The organism is Bradyrhizobium sp. CCGUVB23 (genome assembly GCF_024199885.1).
In the GTDB taxonomy this organism is placed as follows: domain Bacteria; phylum Pseudomonadota; class Alphaproteobacteria; order Rhizobiales; family Xanthobacteraceae; genus Bradyrhizobium.
Map to the genome: position 1 here is coordinate 4,403,918 of NZ_JANADQ010000001.1, position 18,146 is coordinate 4,422,063.

21 protein-coding genes and 1 pseudogene are annotated in these 18,146 nt (G+C 63.7%); 11 read left to right on the forward strand and 11 right to left on the reverse strand.

The genetic code is table 11. The features are described 5' to 3' along the window. Nucleotides 1-336: 336 nt before the first annotated feature. Nucleotides 337-600, reverse strand: coding sequence for a hypothetical protein (locus NLN62_RS20165; protein ID WP_027520898.1), 264 nt, complete (start codon nucleotides 598-600; stop codon nucleotides 337-339). Nucleotides 601-739: 139 nt separating this feature from the next. Beyond that, entirely contained in the window at nucleotides 740-1,546 is an 807-nt protein-coding gene (locus NLN62_RS20170) for a creatininase family protein (RefSeq protein WP_027520897.1), read from the reverse strand. Nucleotides 1,547-1,669: 123 nt separating this feature from the next. Here NLN62_RS20170 and NLN62_RS20175 point away from each other — a divergent pair, with 123 nt between their 5' ends. The 9 genes from NLN62_RS20175 to NLN62_RS20215 all read left to right on the forward strand — a co-directional run bounded on the left by NLN62_RS20175 (nucleotide 1,670) and on the right by NLN62_RS20215 (nucleotide 9,668). Next, a complete protein-coding gene (locus tag NLN62_RS20175) occupies nucleotides 1,670-2,692 on the forward strand; it encodes an ABC transporter substrate-binding protein (RefSeq protein WP_027520896.1) in 1,023 nt (340 codons plus the stop codon). 107 nt (nucleotides 2,693-2,799) lie between these two features. Next, complete coding sequence (locus NLN62_RS20180) at nucleotides 2,800-3,615, forward strand: ABC transporter ATP-binding protein (RefSeq protein ID WP_027520895.1); 816 nt, start codon at nucleotides 2,800-2,802, stop codon at nucleotides 3,613-3,615. Next, the gene (locus tag NLN62_RS20185) at nucleotides 3,612-4,427 is read left to right on the forward strand and encodes an ABC transporter permease (RefSeq protein WP_027520894.1); all 816 of its coding nucleotides are present in this window, start codon (nucleotides 3,612-3,614) and stop codon (nucleotides 4,425-4,427) included. The genes NLN62_RS20180 and NLN62_RS20185 overlap by 4 nt, the downstream gene beginning before the upstream one ends. Beyond that, a complete protein-coding gene (locus NLN62_RS20190) occupies nucleotides 4,427-5,419 on the forward strand; it encodes a 2-hydroxyacid dehydrogenase (protein ID WP_254109931.1) in 993 nt (330 codons plus the stop codon). Before NLN62_RS20185 ends, NLN62_RS20190 begins: the two co-directional genes overlap by 1 nt. Continuing rightward, nucleotides 5,416-6,111 (forward strand): AprI/Inh family metalloprotease inhibitor, encoded by a 696-nt coding sequence (locus NLN62_RS20195; RefSeq protein WP_254109932.1) that lies wholly within the window; start codon nucleotides 5,416-5,418, stop codon nucleotides 6,109-6,111. The genes NLN62_RS20190 and NLN62_RS20195 overlap by 4 nt, the downstream gene beginning before the upstream one ends. Nucleotides 6,112-6,224: 113 nt before the next feature. Beyond that, nucleotides 6,225-6,623 carry a YciI family protein gene (locus NLN62_RS20200; RefSeq protein ID WP_254109933.1) on the forward strand — a complete coding sequence of 133 codons (399 nt, stop codon included), beginning with the start codon at nucleotides 6,225-6,227 and terminating at the stop codon, nucleotides 6,621-6,623. 31 nt (nucleotides 6,624-6,654) lie between these two features. Continuing rightward, nucleotides 6,655-7,941 carry an RNA polymerase sigma factor gene (locus NLN62_RS20205; protein WP_027520890.1) on the forward strand — a complete coding sequence of 429 codons (1,287 nt, stop codon included), beginning with the start codon at nucleotides 6,655-6,657 and terminating at the stop codon, nucleotides 7,939-7,941. 121 nt (nucleotides 7,942-8,062) lie between these two features. Next, entirely contained in the window at nucleotides 8,063-8,437 is a 375-nt protein-coding gene (locus NLN62_RS20210) for a hypothetical protein (protein ID WP_027520889.1), read from the forward strand. Between the two features lie 268 nt (nucleotides 8,438-8,705). Next, nucleotides 8,706-9,668, forward strand: a complete 963-nt coding sequence (locus NLN62_RS20215; protein ID WP_254109934.1) for a hypothetical protein — start codon at nucleotides 8,706-8,708, stop codon at nucleotides 9,666-9,668. A gap of 45 nt (nucleotides 9,669-9,713) precedes the next feature. Here the strand turns inward: NLN62_RS20215 and NLN62_RS52985 are convergent, their stop codons facing one another. After that, nucleotides 9,714-10,127 carry a nuclear transport factor 2 family protein gene (locus NLN62_RS52985; protein ID WP_371933126.1) on the reverse strand — a complete coding sequence of 138 codons (414 nt, stop codon included), beginning with the start codon at nucleotides 10,125-10,127 and terminating at the stop codon, nucleotides 9,714-9,716. A gap of 226 nt (nucleotides 10,128-10,353) precedes the next feature. Here NLN62_RS52985 and NLN62_RS20225 point away from each other — a divergent pair, with 226 nt between their 5' ends. Next, on the forward strand, nucleotides 10,354-10,659 hold the full coding sequence (locus tag NLN62_RS20225; RefSeq protein ID WP_027520886.1) for a glycine zipper domain-containing protein: 306 nt from the start codon (nucleotides 10,354-10,356) through the stop codon (nucleotides 10,657-10,659). 202 nt (nucleotides 10,660-10,861) lie between these two features. Here NLN62_RS20225 and NLN62_RS20230 read toward each other — a convergent pair whose 3' ends face one another. The 5 genes from NLN62_RS20230 to NLN62_RS20250 all read right to left on the reverse strand — a co-directional run bounded on the left by NLN62_RS20230 (nucleotide 10,862) and on the right by NLN62_RS20250 (nucleotide 15,174). Further along, the gene (locus NLN62_RS20230; protein ID WP_156944043.1) at nucleotides 10,862-11,032 is read right to left on the reverse strand and encodes a hypothetical protein; all 171 of its coding nucleotides are present in this window, start codon (nucleotides 11,030-11,032) and stop codon (nucleotides 10,862-10,864) included. Between the two features lie 191 nt (nucleotides 11,033-11,223). Next, the gene (locus NLN62_RS20235) at nucleotides 11,224-12,039 is read right to left on the reverse strand and encodes an ABC transporter permease (protein WP_027520885.1); all 816 of its coding nucleotides are present in this window, start codon (nucleotides 12,037-12,039) and stop codon (nucleotides 11,224-11,226) included. Then, nucleotides 12,036-12,866, reverse strand: coding sequence for an ABC transporter permease subunit (locus NLN62_RS20240; RefSeq protein ID WP_027520884.1), 831 nt, complete (start codon nucleotides 12,864-12,866; stop codon nucleotides 12,036-12,038). The genes NLN62_RS20235 and NLN62_RS20240 overlap by 4 nt, the downstream gene beginning before the upstream one ends. Before the next feature lie 49 nt (nucleotides 12,867-12,915). Beyond that, on the reverse strand, nucleotides 12,916-14,046 hold the full coding sequence (locus NLN62_RS20245; RefSeq protein ID WP_027520883.1) for an extracellular solute-binding protein: 1,131 nt from the start codon (nucleotides 14,044-14,046) through the stop codon (nucleotides 12,916-12,918). A 15-nt stretch (nucleotides 14,047-14,061) separates the two neighbouring features. Next, nucleotides 14,062-15,174 (reverse strand): ABC transporter ATP-binding protein, encoded by a 1,113-nt coding sequence (locus tag NLN62_RS20250; RefSeq protein ID WP_254109936.1) that lies wholly within the window; start codon nucleotides 15,172-15,174, stop codon nucleotides 14,062-14,064. A gap of 296 nt (nucleotides 15,175-15,470) precedes the next feature. Here NLN62_RS20250 and NLN62_RS20255 point away from each other — a divergent pair, with 296 nt between their 5' ends. Further along, nucleotides 15,471-16,232: an inositol monophosphatase gene (locus tag NLN62_RS20255; protein WP_035660950.1), complete on the forward strand. Its 762-nt coding sequence runs from the start codon at nucleotides 15,471-15,473 to the stop codon at nucleotides 16,230-16,232. A gap of 208 nt (nucleotides 16,233-16,440) precedes the next feature. Here the strand turns inward: NLN62_RS20255 and NLN62_RS20260 are convergent, their stop codons facing one another. From NLN62_RS20260 to NLN62_RS20270, 3 genes and pseudogenes are all read right to left on the reverse strand, one after another. Continuing rightward, on the reverse strand, nucleotides 16,441-17,232 hold the full coding sequence (locus NLN62_RS20260) for a DUF4239 domain-containing protein (protein ID WP_254109937.1): 792 nt from the start codon (nucleotides 17,230-17,232) through the stop codon (nucleotides 16,441-16,443). A 28-nt stretch (nucleotides 17,233-17,260) separates the two neighbouring features. Further along, nucleotides 17,261-17,425 (reverse strand): annotated as a pseudogene (locus NLN62_RS20265) (JAB domain-containing protein); the annotation flags it as partial. Between the two features lie 105 nt (nucleotides 17,426-17,530). Beyond that, entirely contained in the window at nucleotides 17,531-17,761 is a 231-nt protein-coding gene (locus tag NLN62_RS20270) for a helix-turn-helix domain-containing protein (protein ID WP_254109938.1), read from the reverse strand. Nucleotides 17,762-18,146: the final 385 nt, after the last annotated feature.

Consider the following 18,146-nt stretch of genomic DNA (forward strand, 5'->3'; position numbering starts at 1 on the left):
CGCCGCGATATCCCTGCCGATTCGTGGCGATTCTGTCATCAGGTGCTTCTCGTCCACTCGATCGAACGAGATGATCGCGGTGCGACGCGATTTCTTCCCAAGTCCCTGTGCCTGTTGTGAAGCTTATTGCGAATAATTCTCAATAGCAACAAGTGCAGAATGTCGCAGCGGATGGTTCGCATCCTTGTGTGACGGGACTGCAACAAACTCACGCGCCAAAAAAGGTGACCCCGCCCGGGGGGACAACCGGACGGGGTCGGGGCACGACACGGGGTGGATGAGGCGCCCGTGTCGGACGCAGGATCCACTCAGGGATTGGGCCTCAAGGACGTACGATCAGTAGCAAGTGCGGACGCGGCCGAGGTAATGGCCGAAGGCGTCATACTGGGCGACCCAGCCGCAGCGGTGATAGCCGTAGTAATAGGGGTCGTTGCTGGCGGCGATCGCAGTGCCGACGACGGCGGCGGTGGCGATGCCGGCGCCGACGCCCCAGCCCCAGCCGAGCGGCTTGGCCTGGGCGGTCGAGGTGGTGGACGCAACGCTGGCGGTAATAGTCAGGGCCGCAAGAGTAATGGCGGCAATCTTGGTCTTGATCGACATTTCAAACTCCATCCGGGGCGAGGCGGTCCGTTGTGGCCCGCGTGCTCAGTTGGACGGAGGCTTGTGCGTTCGGGTTCGAAGGCCGCCAAGCTGGCCCCGAAATCGGAAAGATAATCCAGTAATCTCAAAGGGATATGGGCTAGGCGAGGGGGCCTGATGCGAGCCTCTTCACGTCGAAGTTATCGACCTCAGTCAGCAGCTCGCAGAAGGCCCGTGCGCCCTGGTCGACGAGCTGCTCGCCTTTCTCGGCAGAGGCCAGCGTTGCGTTGCCGACGGCGCCGCTCGCGTGCAGGTCCTGCGCCTGCCAGGCGAACGGCGCAGGCCGCTGCGTCGACAGCCAGCGATATTGCTGCTCCATCGCGATGCTGCTCGAAGCAAAATCCGCGATCGCATCCTTGCGCACCTCCGACGGATAGCGCGCCAGCATGATCGAGGTCTCGACTGCGCCGCCATGGATGCCGTGCCGCACTTCGTCGGCGGGAAACAATTGCTCCGCGCCGGAGAGGCGCGACCACGACGTCGTCACCACGAACAATTTCTGATGTGCGCGCAGATCCTGCGCCACCAGCATCATCGCCGCGCTGTTGCCGCCATGGCTGGTGACGATGACGAGCTTTTTCAGGCCCGCGCGCGCGACGTCCTCGCCGATTCCCGTCCACCGCTTCAGTGCGGCCTCGGTCGGCAGCGTCTGCGTGCCCGGATAGTCGATATGCTCGGTGGAGATTCCGATCCGCTCGACCCCTAGAAACGTGACAGGAAGATTTTCGGGCGCGAGTTCGCGCACCCGCGCAAGATACGCTTCCGCGATCAGCACATCCGTCTCGAGCGGCAGATGCGGCCCGTGCTGCTCAGTCGCCGCGAGCGGCAAGACCGCAATCCAGCGCGCCGGTTCCGTTGGCGCCACTTCGCTCCAGCGGATGTCGGTCCAGTCACGGGAAGGTCTCATCGTGGTTTCTTTGCGCGAATTTGTAACGTAGTTTGGCGGTCTCGAGGGGACGTGGCCCGGCCGGCCGCGTCCCCGAAATTCTTGTGTTTTATCATGGTCCAGAACGATCGACGGAGTCCAATCATGCGCCCCATCCATCTGCGGCGAGCGTTAACGGCAGGCTTGATGGCCGCATGCATGTCGATCCTGCCGGCGCGGGCGGAGACCCTGGACAAGGTCTCCTTCGGCACCAACTGGGTCGCCGAGGCCGAGCATGGCGGCTTCTTCCAGGCAGTCGCCGACGGCACCTACAAGCGCTATGGGCTCGACGTCACCATCGTGCCCGGCGGGCCCAACGAGAACAACCGGATGCTGCTGATCGCGGGCAAGATCGATTTCTTCATGGCCGCCAACACGCTGATGTCGTTCGACGCCGTCACCAACAACGTGCCCGTCGTGACGATCGCCGCGATCTTCCAGAAGGATCCGCAGGTGATGCTGACGCAGCCGGATGCCAAGGTCGGCAAGATCGAGGATCTGAAGCCGCTGACGCTGTTCGTCTCCAAGGAGGGCATGACCAGCTATTTTCAGTGGCTGAAGTCCGAATACGGCTTCAGCGAGAAGAACGTCCGGCCCTACAACTTCAATCCGCAGCCCTTCATCGCCAATCCCAAGAGCGCGATGCAGGGCTATGTGACGTCGGAACCCTTTGCGGTGGAGAAGGCTGCGGGCTTCAAGCCCAACGTGCTGCTGCTCGCCGATTCCGGCTTCAACACCTACTCCACCCTGATCGAGACCCGCCGCGAAATCGTCGAGAAGAAGCCGGACCTCGTGCAGCGCTTCGTCGATGCCTCGATCGTCGGCTGGTACAACTACATCTATGGCGACAATTCCGCCGGCAACGCGATGATCAAGAAGCTCAACCCGGAAATGACCGACGAGCTGCTCGCCTACTCCGTGGCCAAGATGAAGGAGTACGGCATCGTCGATTCCGGAGAATCGCTGAAGAACGGCATCGGCGCCATGAGCGATGAGCGCTACACCTCTTTCTTCGACAAGATGGTCAAGGCCGGCGTAGTGCGCTCCGACATCGACTATCGCAAGTCCTACACGCTGCGTTTCGTCAACAAGGGCGTCGGCGTCGAGTTGCGTCCGGGCAAGCCGTAACGCATGCCGAGAGTGGTGCGAACCTTGGTGGTGTGGGGGTTCACGTCTCCCCGTTGGGGAGAGGTGGAAATCGCGGCGCCGCCAGACCAAACAACAGCCACCTGCCAATGATAGAGCGCACAGCCTCGTCCGGGAGCGATGTCGGGCTGACGGCGCTGGCCGTCAGTCTGCGCGGCGTGACGAAGGCCTATGACAACGATCTGATGGCGCTGGGGCCGTTCGACCTCGCCGTGCGCAAGGGTGAGTTCATCTCCTTGCTCGGGCCGTCCGGTTGCGGCAAGTCGACGGCGCTGCGGCTGATCGCGGGCCTGAGTCCGCCGAGCACGGGAACGGTGCGGGTCTCGCGCCATGAGGGTGTGGCGCGGCCCGGGCATGCGATCGGCTTCGTGTTCCAGGAGCCGACGCTGATGCCGTGGACCAGCGTGCGCGAGAACGTGCGGCTGCCGCTGAAGCTTGCAGGCGTCGCCAGGGCCGAGGCGAACGCGCGCGTGGATGAGGCTCTTGCCAGCGTAGGCCTTGCCGATTTCGCCGATGCATTCCCGCGTGAGCTTTCCGGCGGCATGAAGATGCGGGTCTCGCTGGCGCGCGCGCTCGTCACTGATCCCGACATCCTCTTGATGGACGAACCGTTCGCGGCGCTCGACGAGATCACGCGCTTTCGCCTCAACAACGATCTGCTCGCGCTGTGGCGGCGCTTGCGCAAGACCGTCATCTTCGTCACCCATTCGGTATTCGAATCCGTCTATCTCTCCCAGCGCGTCGTGGTGATGACGGCGCGGCCAGGCCGGATCGGCGCCGACATCAGGATCGAGACCGTCGAGCCGCGCGGAGAAGAGTTTCGCACCTCCACCGGCTATGCCGATTATTGCCGCAAGGTGTCGAGCGCGCTCGCGCCGTCCTATTCCGGGCAGTCGGTGCTATGAGCGCAGAGCCCGTCGTCCCGGCAAAGAATGGCGCCTTGCGCGCCGCGCGTTTCGCGCTTCCCCTCGTTGTCTTCGCGGCAGGTCTCATCGCCTGGGAGCTCGTGGTCCGTATCAAGCAGATCCCGCCTTATGTGCTGCCGGCGCCTTCGGCCGTGCTCCTGACGCTCATCAAGGACTGGGCCGTGCTGTCAGGGTCGCTTGTCACCACCTTGCTCACCACGCTCGAGGGATTTATCGCAGCCAGCCTCGGCGGCATCGCGCTGGCGCTGCTGTTCAACCAGTCGAAATGGGTGGAATATTCGCTGTTTCCCTATGCCGTCATCCTCCAGGTGACGCCGGTGATCGCGATCGCGCCGCTGTTGCTGATCTATCTCGACCAGGAAACCGCCGTCGTGGTCTGCGCCTTCATCGTCGCGTTCTTCCCGGTCCTCGCCAACACCACGCTCGGGCTGAATTCGGTCGACCGCAACCTCGCGGGCCTGTTCCAGCTCTATGGCGCCTCGAAGCCGCAAACCCTGCGTTTTCTTAAATTGCCCTCGGCCTTGCCCTATATTCTCGGCGGCCTGCGCATTGCCGGCGGTCTGTCGCTGATCGGCGCCGTTGTTGCCGAGATCGCGGCGGGAACGGCCGGGGCCGGATCGGGCCTTGCCTACCGGATCGCCGAATCCGGCTATCGTCTCAACATACCTCGCATGTTCGCGGCGCTGCTTCTGCTGTCGCTTGCCGGGATTGTCATCTATGGGGTGCTGGCGCTAATTTCCCACCTCGTTTTACGGCGCTGGCATGAAAGCGCTCTTGGAAAGGAAAACTGATGACGGCCGCTCCGATTTCGTCCGAGAAGATCGATCTTCTGATCTATGGGCCGGTGCGGCCGATCCTCGAAAACGGCTTCTCCGACCATTTCGTCGTGCACAAGGCCGAGACCCGCGCCGACCTCGAGCGCCTGACGCCTGCCGTCCGCGAAAAAATCCGCGGCATGGCCGTGACTTATCACACCGTGCGGGCCGACAAGGATTCGCTGTCGCATTTCCCGAAGCTGGAGATCGTGGCGAATTTTGGCGTCGGCTACGATCACGTCGACACGGCTTATGCGCGCGAGCACAATATTGTCGTCACCAACACGCCGGACGTTCTGACGGAAGAGGTCGCCGACGTTGCGATGGGCCTTCTGCTTGCCACCTTGCGCGAATTCATCCAGGCCGACCGCTATGTACGCTCCGGCCTCTGGACGACCCAGAACTATCCGTTGAGCGTCGGCTCGTTGCGCGATCGCAAGGTCGGCATCGTCGGCATGGGCCGGATCGGACAAGCGATCGCGCGTCGGATCGAAGCCTCGCTGGTGCCGGTCGTTTACCACTCGCGCAATCCGTCCAAGGAAGTTTCCTACAAGCACTATCCCGACCTGATCGAGATGGCGAAGGCCGTGGACACGCTCATGGTAATCGTGCCAGGCGGCGCCAGCACCAACAAGATGATCAACGCCGAGGTCTTGAAGGCGCTCGGCCCGCGCGGCGTGCTGGTCAACGTCGCGCGCGGCTCCGTGGTGGACGAGGCGGCGCTGGTCCAGGCGTTGAAATCGGGGACGATTCTTGCCGCCGGTCTCGACGTGTTCGCTGCCGAGCCGAACGTGCCGGATGAGCTCAAGACAATGCAGAATGTCATTCTGCTGCCACATATCGGGTCGGCATCCGTGGTAACGCGGAACGCAATGGACCAGCTCGTGGTCGACAATCTCAAGACCTGGTTTGCCGGCAAGCCGCCGATCACGCCGGTCGCGGAAACCCCGGTGAAGAGTCGCGGATGACATATCTTCGGGTCGTTGCGTGGGCAATCGTTGCGGCGCTCGTCGCCGTGACCGGTGTTGCGCAGGCGCAGGATACGACGACCCTGAAGAAGGACATGGTCGGGCAGTGGGAGCTGTCCACCACCGAGCGCAGCAAGACCTGCGTGGTGACGCTGAAGGGCGACGCGGCTGGGCAGGCCTCTAAGCTCGAGCTGGAGCCGGCCTGCAAGACCGCGCTGCCCTTCACCAAGGACATCACGGCCTGGAGCGTCAAGGGGCTCGACATCGTGCGGCTCCAGGATGCGACCGGCGAATCCGTGATCGACTTTACCGAGGTCGAGGCCGGCATCTTCGAAGGCTTGCGGCAAGGCGAGGGCGTCTACATCCTGCAAAATCTCGCCGCCGCCCGCTCGATGGCAAAGTCGATGGACCAGATGATCGGCGACTGGGCCATGGTGCGCGGCAACGGCCAGCCGGTCTGCACGCTCGTGCTGACCAACACCGAAGCGGGTGCGGACAATTTCCAGGTCTTCCTCAAGTCGAAATGCGACGCCGAGATCGCACAGTTCAACCCGACGCAATGGCGGCTCGAGCGCGGCCAGATCATCCTGATGTCGAAGGCCGGCGAAGCCTGGCAGTTCGAGGCCGACGACAACGCGCAATGGCGCCGCGTGCCCGACACGGCCGATCCCCTGATCCTGTTGCGGCAATAATTTTTTGTTCACGCATGTCGATCCGGCGTGAGCTGGATCGTCACTCCTATAGCGAGCCGGTTTGCGGCCAAAACGGCTGCTCCTCGCTCCAACGGGAGTTTTGTATGCGTTTCATGTACATCGTCACCTCCAGCCGGCCGATGTCCGCCCCGACCCCGGCGCTGATGGAGGCAATGCAGAAGATATCCGAGCGGGAGATCAAGGCCGGGCGGATGATCGACAATGGCGGTCTGATGCCGCTCGCGACAGGCGCGCGGGTGCGGATCGCCGACGGCGAACTCAGCGTCATCGACGGCCCCTTCGTCGAGGCCAAGGAGGTGATCGGCGGTTACGCCATCTTCGAGCTGCGTGACAAGGAGGAAGCGCTGGCCATGGCCAGGGAATTCATGCAGCTGCACCTCGATCACATGCCGGGCTGGGAAGGCACCTGCGAATTGCGGGCCTTCGCCACGCCCGACATGGAGGGGGCGTGCCAGGTCGACGCGCATTCCAAGGTGGCCGCTCACGCCTGATGGACACCACCGCTCATCCCGGTCGGCGGCGATGACGGCCGCCGATATCGATCGTGCGATCCACGCCACGATTCGCGCTACCTGGCGCATCGTGCAGCCGCGGCTGATCGCCACGTTGTCACGGATGCTGCGCGACGTGCCGCTGGCGGAGGAATTGACCCAGGACGCACTGGTCGCCGCGCTGGAAGCCTGGCCGCTGAGCGGCGTGCCGGACAACCCCGGCGCCTGGCTGGTTGCGACCGCCAAACGCCGTGCGCTCGACCATCTGCGTCGGGCCAGAATGCTCGCCCACAAGCACGAGATGCTGGCGCGCGATCTGATGCAGGAGCAGGAGGCCGTGCCCGATTTCGACACCGACCTCGACGACGACATCGGTGACGAATGGCTGCGGCTGATCTTCACGGCGTGTCATCCGCTGCTGCCGCGGCAGGCTCGCGCGGCGCTGGCGTTGCGCATGATTTGCGGCCTGACCACGGATGAGATCGCACGCGCCTTCCTGGTCACGGAGGCAACCATTTCCCAGCGCATCGTGCGTGCGAAGCGGATGCTCTCACGGTCGGGCCTTGCTTACGAGACGCCGAGCGGCGAGGACCTGTCCGCGCGACTCGCTTCGGTGCTCGAGGTTGTCTATCTCATCTTCAACGAGGGCTATGCGGCCTCACGCGGCGAGGAATGGCTGCGGCCTCAGCTTTGTGACGAGGCGCTGCGCATGGGGCGCGTGCTGGTCGGGCTGGCGCCGCTGGAACCGGAGGCGCACGGGCTCATGGCGCTGATGGAGCTGAACGCCGCGCGAATGCGCGCCCGCGTCGGCGCCGATGGCGAGCCTATCCTGCTCATGGACCAGGACCGCGCGCTCTGGGATCGGCTCCAGATCCACCGCGGTCTTTCGGCGCTCGGTCGTGCGCGCGAACTCGGCGGTGGCGGGAAATTCTACACGCTGCAGGCCGCGATCGTCGCCTGTCACGCCACGGCGGAGACGGCCTCGGCGACCGACTGGCGACGCATCGCGGGGCTCTATGGACAGCTCGCGGCGCTGGTGCGCTCGCCCGTGATCGAGCTCAACCGGGCAGTCGCGCTCGGCATGGCCGAGGGGCCGCAGGCCGGTCTCGATCTCGTGGACCTGATCGCGGACGAGCCGGTGCTTAAGTCGTATCACCATCTGCAGGCCGTCCGCGGCGACCTCCTGCAAAAACTCGGCCGCATCACCGAGGCGCGGCTGTCGTTCGAGGCGGCCGCGCGTCTCGCCACCAACGCGCGCGAGCGGGCGATGATGGGGCGACGCGCAGCAGCCATGGCCGATCTCGACGGCGCGGCCTGAGGCGTACCGGAGCCGGCGCGGCGCCGTTGTCGTTGGCGCGCGACATGACCGCGTGCGTAGGAACCAGCCGGGTGGATTGGCCGTTGGCATCACGGCGAAAGACCGTGGTGGGAATTTTGCGATGGCCAAGCGCGTGCTCGCGATCGGCATCGAGCCCGGCAGTGCGGATTACAGCGCATTCCCGCAGCTCACGCCCGAGCTCGTGCGCAAGTATATCGACGCGCAGTTCCTGCGCCTCACCGATCTCGGCTACGACGTCACGAGTTGCCTGATCGATCTCGACGAGACTGCGGAGGCGGCGGTCACGTCAGCCCTGCGCGAGGCGAGCTTTGACTGCGTGGTGATCGGCGCAGGACTGCGCGAGCCGAAGGAGCGCCTGCTCTTGTTCGAGAGGGTGCTCAACCTCGTGCACCAGCTCGCGCCGAACGCTGCGATCTGCTTCAACACCAACCCGGGCGACACGGCCGAAGCCGTGCAGCGCTGGATCGCGTTATGAAGGCGGGCTGCCTCACTTCGGCACGGGCGAACCGTGGACCGCGATCGCCTGCTGATCGCCATCTTGGCCAACCGCGTCGCGGGCATGTGCAGAGCGCGTCGCTTCGGAGATGAAACCGAAGCAGGCCGAAATCCCCTGCACTCATCTCCTGCTAGAATCGCTCAAAAGTTCAACCGCTTTACCATTCGTTAGGACATGCTCGCATAAATGGCAGCAAAAACTATCTGCAACCAGAAAGTTCCAGCGCTATACGCTGGGAGCATGCCCTGTGAATGTACCCGCGCTTCTGATCGCCACCAGCATTGGTGCCGCATTTCTCACCGCCGAATATGTCTGGTACTACCAGCCCCAGCTGATCAATCCGGACCTCGTCCTCAATCTCTTCTCCATCGATCACATGAAAGCCCGCGCCGCGGTTCGGCGCGTGCTGATCGATCCGGCTTCGGCGCAATTCGGCACATTGCGCTCGGTCGAGGCAGGCGCGTCGCGATATGTCTGCGGCGCCGTCAAGGCAAGGGACAAGTCCGGCCAGCTTGCCGAAGCGGCCTTCGTCTATGCCGTGGCCGTCGATTTTGCGCGCATCGACGACAATGATGGCCGGATCACGCAGCAGCGCACTAAGTTCCAGTCCTGCCCGCTGGCGAACGAGGAAACGATCGCGCAGCAAGACACGGCGATACCCGCCGGCGCCTTGTCGATGGCAAAGACCGTGCAGAAGATCGTTCCCAATGTGGGGTCGCCGTCGGTGTCGACGCCGACAAAGCTTGCGCCTTCGGCAGCACAGGGATCGGCCGGCGGCACAATGGAGCAGCAGCTCCGCCAGTTCGTGGGACAGACGACAAATGGCGTGTCCGTCCAGGAGGACGAACAACGTGGCGGACAGCAGGGCGCGCTGCACGCAAGTCCGGCGGGCGAGGGAGCCCGGCACGATGAGTCCGCGTGGCGGGTCGATCAGCCGCCGGACGCATGGCCGATATTTCCCCCGGATCATCCGCTCGCCAGGCCGACGCGGAAACGAGCGCCGGTCGAGGTCCTTGCCTTGGCGAGAGATGTCGAGGAGCGTTGGGAGAAATCGCGGTCGTCGGGAAATGCGAGGATGCGTCCATCATCGGAGGACATCCAGGAGGCATGCCGTGCGCTGCTCACGATCGATCCCAAGGATAAGAAATATCCGAAGGCTTGGGCGGCCTTCGTGCGGCTGCGAAAGGTCGACCGGGACATGGTCGGTTGACGGGCGTGCGACCGCGCCGGACCAGCGCCGTGACAACGGGCTGCCTCACTTCGGCAGGGGCGAACCGTGGTGCTGGGCCACCCGCCATTTGCCGTCGACCTTGACGAAAGCGAGCGTCAGGCGGAACGGCAGCACGGTGCCGTTGGGAAGCGTGAAGTCGGCAAAGCCCGAGCTGAGCACGACGTCGGGGCCGGCCGCGATCGCCTGCTGATCCCCCATCTTGACCTTGATGCCTGCGGGCAGCTTGCTGAAATAGGTGCGCGTCCGTCGGTGCCAGTGAAGAGCTGCGCGGTCGAGCCGAACAGCATCGCGTCTTTGGTATAGAGCGCGGCAAACTTGTCGGCATCTCCGGCATTGTAGACCTGCTCCCAGCTCGCCCGCGCCGCCACCGCGTCGTCGTTCGGTCCGGCATTTGCGGCGGAGATCGTCAGCAGCACCAGGCCGATCAGCACCAGAAATTGACGCATCATGTCGTTATCCCTCACGAATGAAACATTTGGAAATTCTCGGTCGCCCGTTCGGCCAGCACAACCTACGTTCTGTAGCACGCGCGTTCCCTAGCCGGTATGAAATCTGAGACCAGGGCGACATCGAAATGGCGCCTCAAGCCTGACGGTGGGCGATTTGGTCTGGCCCGAATCCGCCGCCGGCGATATGAAGTGCAGCGTCACACTGGAGGATCGAGATGCTTCGAGGACTTGGAATGGCGGCCTGCCTGGCGGTTGCGATGATGGTGCCGGTGCATGAGGCTGCGGCGCAGGACGCCATCGGCGGCGCGATCGTCGGCGGCGTCGGCGGTGCCATTCTCGGTGGCGCCATTGGCGGCAGCCGCGGTGCCGCGGTCGGTGCGATCGTCGGCGCCGGCACGGGCGCTGCCATCGCCTCTGAAGGCGAGCGCCGCCGTTCCGGCTACTACGCCTATCAGCGCGGCTGCTACATGCAGCGCCCCGACGGCGCCTATGTGCGCGTCGATCCGCGCTATTGCTACTAGCTTTGCTCTGACTTGAAACCGGCGCCACGCGTGCGAGAGGTCGTCGCGCCAAACTAGAGCATGATCCGGACCCGAAGGGCCGCGTTAGCGCAAAGTGTGGAGCGGTTTTCCCTCGCGACAAACGCGGAGCGCGTTTGCGCGGAGATCATGCTCAAACAACAACCCAAAGCGCGATGACGATTCATCCTGATCTCATCGCGCTTTAGTCGAGGCGCGCTTCGACTTGCCTCTCCTGGCACGACATCATGTCGATCCGAGCCGGCATCATCATTGGGCTCATTTTCTCGATCTGGTCGAGAAGCCAGTCGACCAGATGACCCGGGCTCAGCAATGATAGGCCCGTGCTCCAGATGCGCTCTACTGTCTGATTCATCATCGATCCCCTTTGCTTCGATGATGAATAATTGTGACACACATTCCCGCAGCACAAAGCGAAGAGTTAATAGATGGTAAATGGCCGGCGGATCATCTGCATCGGCCCACATCCCCGCAGGCTCGCATGCCCAGCTCGGTCGACAATGATGTGGTCGTGCACGGCGACCCTGACGACTTTGCGACGAGGTTCTATGCCCCCACCTTCGCCAGAACGTCCGCGCGCAGAAAGCGCTCGATGAAGAGCATGAACAGCACGGATGGCACCAGGAGGATCAGTGCCGTGATCGAGGCGACCTGGTAGTTTCCGCCCATCGCCGCATTGTAGAGCAAAAGCGGCAGCGTCGTGACTTGCGGAACGCCGACGAAGAACGTGCCGGTGAACTCGTCCAGTGATTCCAGGAAGACGAAGATGCCGCTGGCGATGACACCCGGCGCGGCCAGGGGGAGCGTCACCGTGAAGAAGGTGCGCAGCGGCGAGGCGCCGATGTTCCGGGCCGCGAGTTCGAGATCCCTGTCGACTGCCGCGAAAGCCGCGGCCGCGATCCACACGGAATAGACCAGGCCGTGAGCGGCGTGGACCAGCACGACGCCGAGCACCGTGCCGTTGATGCCGAGGCCGTAGAAGATCCGCGCCACGTTGATGTAGATCGCCACCGAGGGAAAGGCCTGGGGCAGCAGAAACACGATCATGAACAGCGAACGCACCGGCAGCCTCAGGCGCGCCAGCGCGTAGCCGGCCGGCACGGAGAGCGCGAGCGCGACGACGACCGTCAACACCGCAATCGAGACCGAGGTCGCGAGCGAGGCCATAGCATCGCCGGTCGGGCGGAAGACCTGCTCCCAGTAGCGGGTGCCGTAGGTGACCGGCAGCTTGTAGGGCGTGTACCAGCGCTCGGCCACCGACCACAGCGCCAGATTGGCGAGCGGACCGATCAGCGCGAAGGCGAAGGCCGCAAGCAGAACGCCCGCCAGCGAAGCGCGCAGCAAGGATGCGACGCGGCTCATGGCGCGCCCTCCTTCGCCATGCCGTGCCGGAGATAGAGGATCGCAGCACCGGCGCTGATCAGGTAGGTGATGACGCCGAGTGCATTCGCCGTGGCATAGTCGCCATAGGCATTGATGCGGAAGGCCATGTCGACGGTCAGCATGGTCGGTTGCGAGCCGGCCACCATCATCGGCACCGAGAGCACCGAGAGCATCGTCACGAACGACAGGACGAGCGCGACGAGCAGCGTCGGCATCGCCTGCGGCAGCGCCAGCTCGATCAGAACCCTGAGCCGCGAGGCGCCGAGATTGCGCCCGGCCTCGAGAGTCGCGCGGTCGAGCGAGGCCAGCGCGCCGGCCAGCAGCAGGGCGACGAACGGGGTCTGCTTCCACACGAAGGTGATGATGATCCCGCGCCAGTCGAGATAGCTCACTGCCTGCAACGGCTCCAGTAGGCCGAGCGAGACGAAGGTGTTGTTCATCAACCCGTTTTTGGCGAGGAAGGTGCGCATGCACTGCGCGGCCACGATGAAGGGAATGAACAGGGGCCAGCGGTAGAGCGCGCGCAGCGTTCCGACGACCCATGGGTTCTCGCCGAGCGTCAGCGTGCCGGCGATGGCGATCGCCGCCAGCGCCGTCAACGCGCAGGAGCTCACCACGATGACGATCGTGAAGAGGATGTCGCCGGAATAGAGCTCGAAGGCCTTGCCGAAGGCCTGCAGGGAGAACCCTCCCTCAGGAGCGGTAAAGGCCGAGACGAGAGAGAAGCAGAGCGGATAGAGGAACAGCGCCGCGACGAGCGCGAGTCCCGGCGCGATCAGTAGCAAGGCGAGCTGGCGCTGGGACAGGCTCATGATATGGCGCGGCGTTCCGGACGCCATTCCGCAACGCGTCTCCTCAGTTCGCGACCTTCTTCTCGTAGCCCTCGAGAATGTCGTTGAAATAGGGCGCGATCGGGAAGGGTTTCGCGTTCTTGGACAGGTCGGCCGGGGTGATGTCGGTGAAGAGCTTGTCCCACGCCGCCTTGTCCAGCTTGCCTTCGAGGTTCTTGGCGTCGATGCCCGGATACCAGTTGAACTTCTTGACGATGCCGTCCGCCTGGACCTGCGGGCTGGTGGCGAGCGCGATGAACTCCTCTGCGAGCTTCGGCTGCGCCGCCTTCTCCGGCACGGCGTAGTACATCGGCTGGCCGGGCATGCCGGGCGAGGCGAGCTTGAGCTTCATGTTGGGCGGCAGCTTGCCGTCAGCCTGCCAGGAATAGAACATGTCGACCCAGACCGGGCCCATCGCGATCTCGCCGCGGTTGAGCATGTCGAGCGTGCCGGCATTGCCGGGCGTGATGACGATGTTCTTGTTGAAGTCCTTCAGCTCGCTGAAGGCTGTGTCCCACTTGGCCTTCTCGGCCGGGTCATACGGCCCCTCGATCAGTTTGCCGGCGTCGCCGCCGAAGGCATAGATCCAACCTGCGACGAAAGCCACGCCGGACATGCCGCCCTTGATGCCATTGTAGCCGAACTGCTTGGGGTTCTTTTTCACCCACTCCTTGAGCTCGGCGAAGTTGTCGGGCGGGATCTTGAGCATATCGGCATTGTAGGCGAGCGCGGTCTGCGACTGGAACATCGGGATGACGTAGCCCGAGACGTCGGCGCCGAGCGAGTTCTTGGCGGTCTCGCTGGAAACCAGTTTCGCGGTGTCGACCTTGTCAGTGTATTTCGCGAGCAGCCCTTGCTTCACCATCGTCCCGGCGGCCTTCTGGTGGATCACGACCACGTCGAAATCGGTGGTCGCGGCGCCTTTCTGCGCGTCGAGCTTCTCAAAGATCTTCTGGGAGCCGGCATCGCCGGGACCGGTGCCGACGGAGACGACCTTCACGCCGGGATGGCTCTTCTCGAACATCGGGCCGAGATAGTCCTTGACGTAGTCGACCATATTCTGGTCGCCGGCCGAGGCGACATTGAGGGTCTGTGCGGCGAGAGGCGACGCTGAGAGCAGCGCCGCAAGGGAGCAGGCTAGGTTGAGAATGCGCATGGGTCTGGCTCCTGGTCAGGCGGCGGTGGTGGCTTCGGCCGCGGGAAAGATGTGAAGACGTCGCAACGGGATGCGCAGGCCGACGGCGGCGCCCGGTTCATGGCGTGCTGCGTCGTCGACCGTGATCTGTCGCCCGACCGCCTCGACGCGATAGCGATAGAGGCCGCCGGGATAGCTGCGCGCGGCGATGCGCCCGGGCACGAGGAGATCGCCCTGTGGCATCGCATCGGGCGCCGCGAGGCTTGCGACATCGTCGCGGAAATAGGCCACGGCCTCGCCTAAGGGCAGCGCCGTGGCATCGTCGTGCACGAGCCGGGCGACCGCGTGTCCGGCACTGACGGCCGTCCCGTCCTCGTTGCGCACGACATGCACGGGCAGGACGTTCTCCGCACCCATGAAATTGGCGATAAAGGCGCTCGCCGGCCGATCGTAGACCTCCTCGGGTGTGCCGACCTGGGCGATCCGGCCCGCCTGCATGATGACGAGCCGGTCCGCCATGGTCATGGCTTCCTCGCGATCATGCGTGACGTGGATGGCCGTGACGCCGAGCCGCTGCTGAATCGCGCGGATCTCGTGGCGCATCGCCATCCGGATCTTGGCGTCGAGATTGGACAGCGGCTCGTCGAGCAGCAGGATGCGGGGGTCGACCGCAAGCGCCCGGCCGAGCGCGACGCGCTGCCGCTGCCCGCCCGACAGCGCCGTGACCTTGCGCTGCTCGTAGCCGCCCAGGCCCAGCATCGTGAGCAGCGAGGCCACCTTGGCAGCGATCTCGGCCTTGGCGGTGCCCCGTAGCTTCAGCCCGTAGCCGATGTTCTGCAGCACGGTCATATGCGGCCACAGCGCGTAGGATTGAAACACCATCGCCATGTCGCGCTTCTCTGGTGGCAGCAGAGCGACGTCACGGTCACCGACCACGATCGAGCCGGAGCGCACCGGCACGAAGCCGCACAATGCGCGAAGAAGGGTGGTCTTGCCGCAGCCGGAGGAGCCCAGGAGAGCGGTGAAGCTGCCGGGGGCAAAGTCGAGGCTGACGCCGTGCAGCACTGGCGTGCCGCCATAGGCAACGTGCAGGTCCCGCACCTGGATAGCCGCGCCGGCGCTCGACACGCCATGCGTTTCCGCCTGCACGATTCGTTCCCTCCACGCCGATGTCATTCTGCCAGAATGGAATTGTCCTTCCATTCCGCGACCGGCTTGGAATAAACGTATCGATCCGTAGCGTGCTGATGCAACAGATTTGTGAAACCCAAGATTTGTGAAGCCAGGATTTGTGAAACCATGCCTGCCGACGCGCAATCGACCTGGCTCATGCCAAACAGCGACGACGAAGTCTTGCTCCCGTGGTTGATCCCTGATCTTGCGGAGCGCTTTGGCACCCCGGTCCCCACCGAGGTTGTTGGACGATGACGCCGGCGGATCTTGCAATGCGGCGTTATGCCGTCCAGGGCCTTGTCGCCGAGGCCGGGCGACTGGCGCTGGACTATTTCGGCAAGCAGGACAGCCTCGGCGTCACCCTGAAGGGCGCTCAGGACTGGCTGACGGTTGCCGACGGAGCCGTCGAGGATTTCCTGCGGCAGCGGCTGGCCGTGCTCTTCCCGACCGATACGGTGATCGGCGAGGAGGGCGGCGGCGCAGCAAGCGATGCGGTCTGGATCATCGATCCGATCGATGGCACCGCGAACTTCGCCCGCGGCGACCGCAACTGGTGCATCTCGATCGGATTCCTGCACAATCACGTTCCCACCATCGGAATCGTGGCCGCACCGGCGCTGGACGAGCTCTACGTTGCCCAGCGCGGACAGGGCGCAACGCTGAACGGGCGGCCGATCACCGTCTCGGGCACCGAGGACCTCAAGAGCGCCTATGTCGAGCTCGGCTGGTCGACCCGCATTCCCTTCGAGCGCTACCTCGCCGTCCTCCAGCGCGGCAACGCCGCCGGCTGCGCGGTGAAGCGCTCCGGCTCGGGTGCGCTCGGGCTCTGCCATGTCGCGAATGGGCGCACCGACGCCTATCTCGAGCTGCACATCAATGCATGGGACGTCGCGGCGGGCATCGTCATCGCCGGCGAGGCGGGCGCATCGATCAATGATTTCTTCGCTGGCGACGGCATCAGCAAAGGAAATCCTATTCTCTGCTCCACTCCCGCGCTTGCTCCGCAGCTACGCGAAATCGTGGGGATTTCGTAAAGCAGGATCCAGAAAGCGCGATAAAATAAGGTGCGGCCGGCTGCCCGCTTCACCTCTCCCCAGCGGGGAGAGGTCGGATTGTGAAGCAATCCGGGTGAGGGTCCGCAGCGCTCAGTAGGACCGTAACCCCTCACCCAGATCGCATCTTGCGATGCGATCTGACCTCTCCCTTCGGGAGAGGTGAACTGTGTCCTCGGCTCGCACCCTCTCAAGGCTGCTTGTCCGGCTTCTCCGGCATGATCTGGAGCAGCGGCTCGGGTCCGATCGAGATCTGGCCTGCGAATGGCCGGTCGTGCGCGGCGATCAGGAGCACGGATGCCGAAACGCCGGTCGCAAACAGGCCCATCGCGATTGTCGCCGCGAGGCGGTTGTCGCAATGGACGAGGCCTATCACCACAAGCGCACACGCCGCCTGCAAATAAAGACACCACCATTTGACGGCATTCACCGCGGTAAGGCTGATGATGATGCGCTGCCGGCGCGCATCCAGCGCCTGCTCCAGCGCGTTGATGAGCTCGCGCTGCACGGTCGCCTGACCCGTGCCCTGCGGCGTCATCGCGACGACGAGCTGCAAGGCTTCGGTAAGCGCCGACGGCGTCGCTTTCAGGGAGACCTCCCGCTGCGCCATCATCGGCCACTCCACGGTGGCGGCCTGCCCGACATAGTCTCGCACCAGTCCGCGCAGGTGCGCGTCCTGCTCCGCTGGCAGGCCGGCGGCGAGCAGCTCGACGCTCCTCAAGGCACTGGCCTCGCGGCTCACCGCGGCGCTGGCGCGATCGCTATCGCCCCACACCTGCGCCGCCGTGAAGGCAACGAACAGGCCGAAGATGATGCCGAGCACCGGCAACATGCCCGGCGAGATCGTCTTCAGTGATTTCGTGCGCGCCTCCGTCGCGAACACCATGACCGCCGCGAACACCGTCGCGGCCAGAAAATAGGTGAAGCCGAAAATCACCAGCGCCATCCACGGCACCGGCAGGTTATGCAGCCAGTCGCTCATTTCATCTCATCACTTGTTTGGAAGGTCTTCAGATCAAGCGCAAGCCGCGCAGGCTCGCATGCCCGCCTTTGCCTACGATGATGTGGTCGTGCACGGAAATGCCGAGCGGCTTGGCGATCTCGATGATGGCCTTGGTCATCTGGATGTCGGCCTGCGAGGGCGAGGGATCGCCGGAGGGGTGATTGTGCACGACCCCGCTCTTCTTGAGTAACGTGTTGAAAATAAATGAATTTGGAGAAGTGATTGACCTGCGAGGGGACGGCGATTGGGGGCGGCTTTGCGTGCTCCTCCGTGATCATCACGCTTCTTTACCATCATCCACGTTGGGTCTCTTTGAAGCTCGGCACGAGACCGTGTTCTTTTGATCCCAAGCATCAAGTTCATTCGTTGGGTACAAAACAGCCTTACCAATTTTGACGAAGGTTGGTCCGATCCTCATCGCTCGCCAATTTCGAAGAGTGCCAACTGAGACGCTGCCACGATATCTTTCGGAGACCTCTTCGGCGGTCAGAAATTTATTGTCAGACATCAACTTCCCCTACGTTAGCCGACAAAGCGATCACATTTAGGAAGGCTATAGAGCTTCCAATCATGCTCGTGCACGGTTTGGTGCAACGGCCGCGCATCTATTAAAAGGGGAGGATTGTCGCCGTCGCGAAAACGGATGTCGCGGGATAGACAAAGGAAGGGCTGTTTTTTCGCTACTTAGCCTTGTGCGTGCGCTCGAAGATCGCCACTGCTACGAGATCGAGACTAGGAATCTGAGGGGCGGACGTTCGAATCGTTCTGGGCGCCGTTTCCTGAAAAAACAATCGATTTTGAAATTGGTCCGCAGCGACCTCAGACTAAAATCTCGGTTTAGTCAGGGGAAATTTTTGGCCGGCAAGCTCCGCTGCTTTCCATTCCGGATTGGA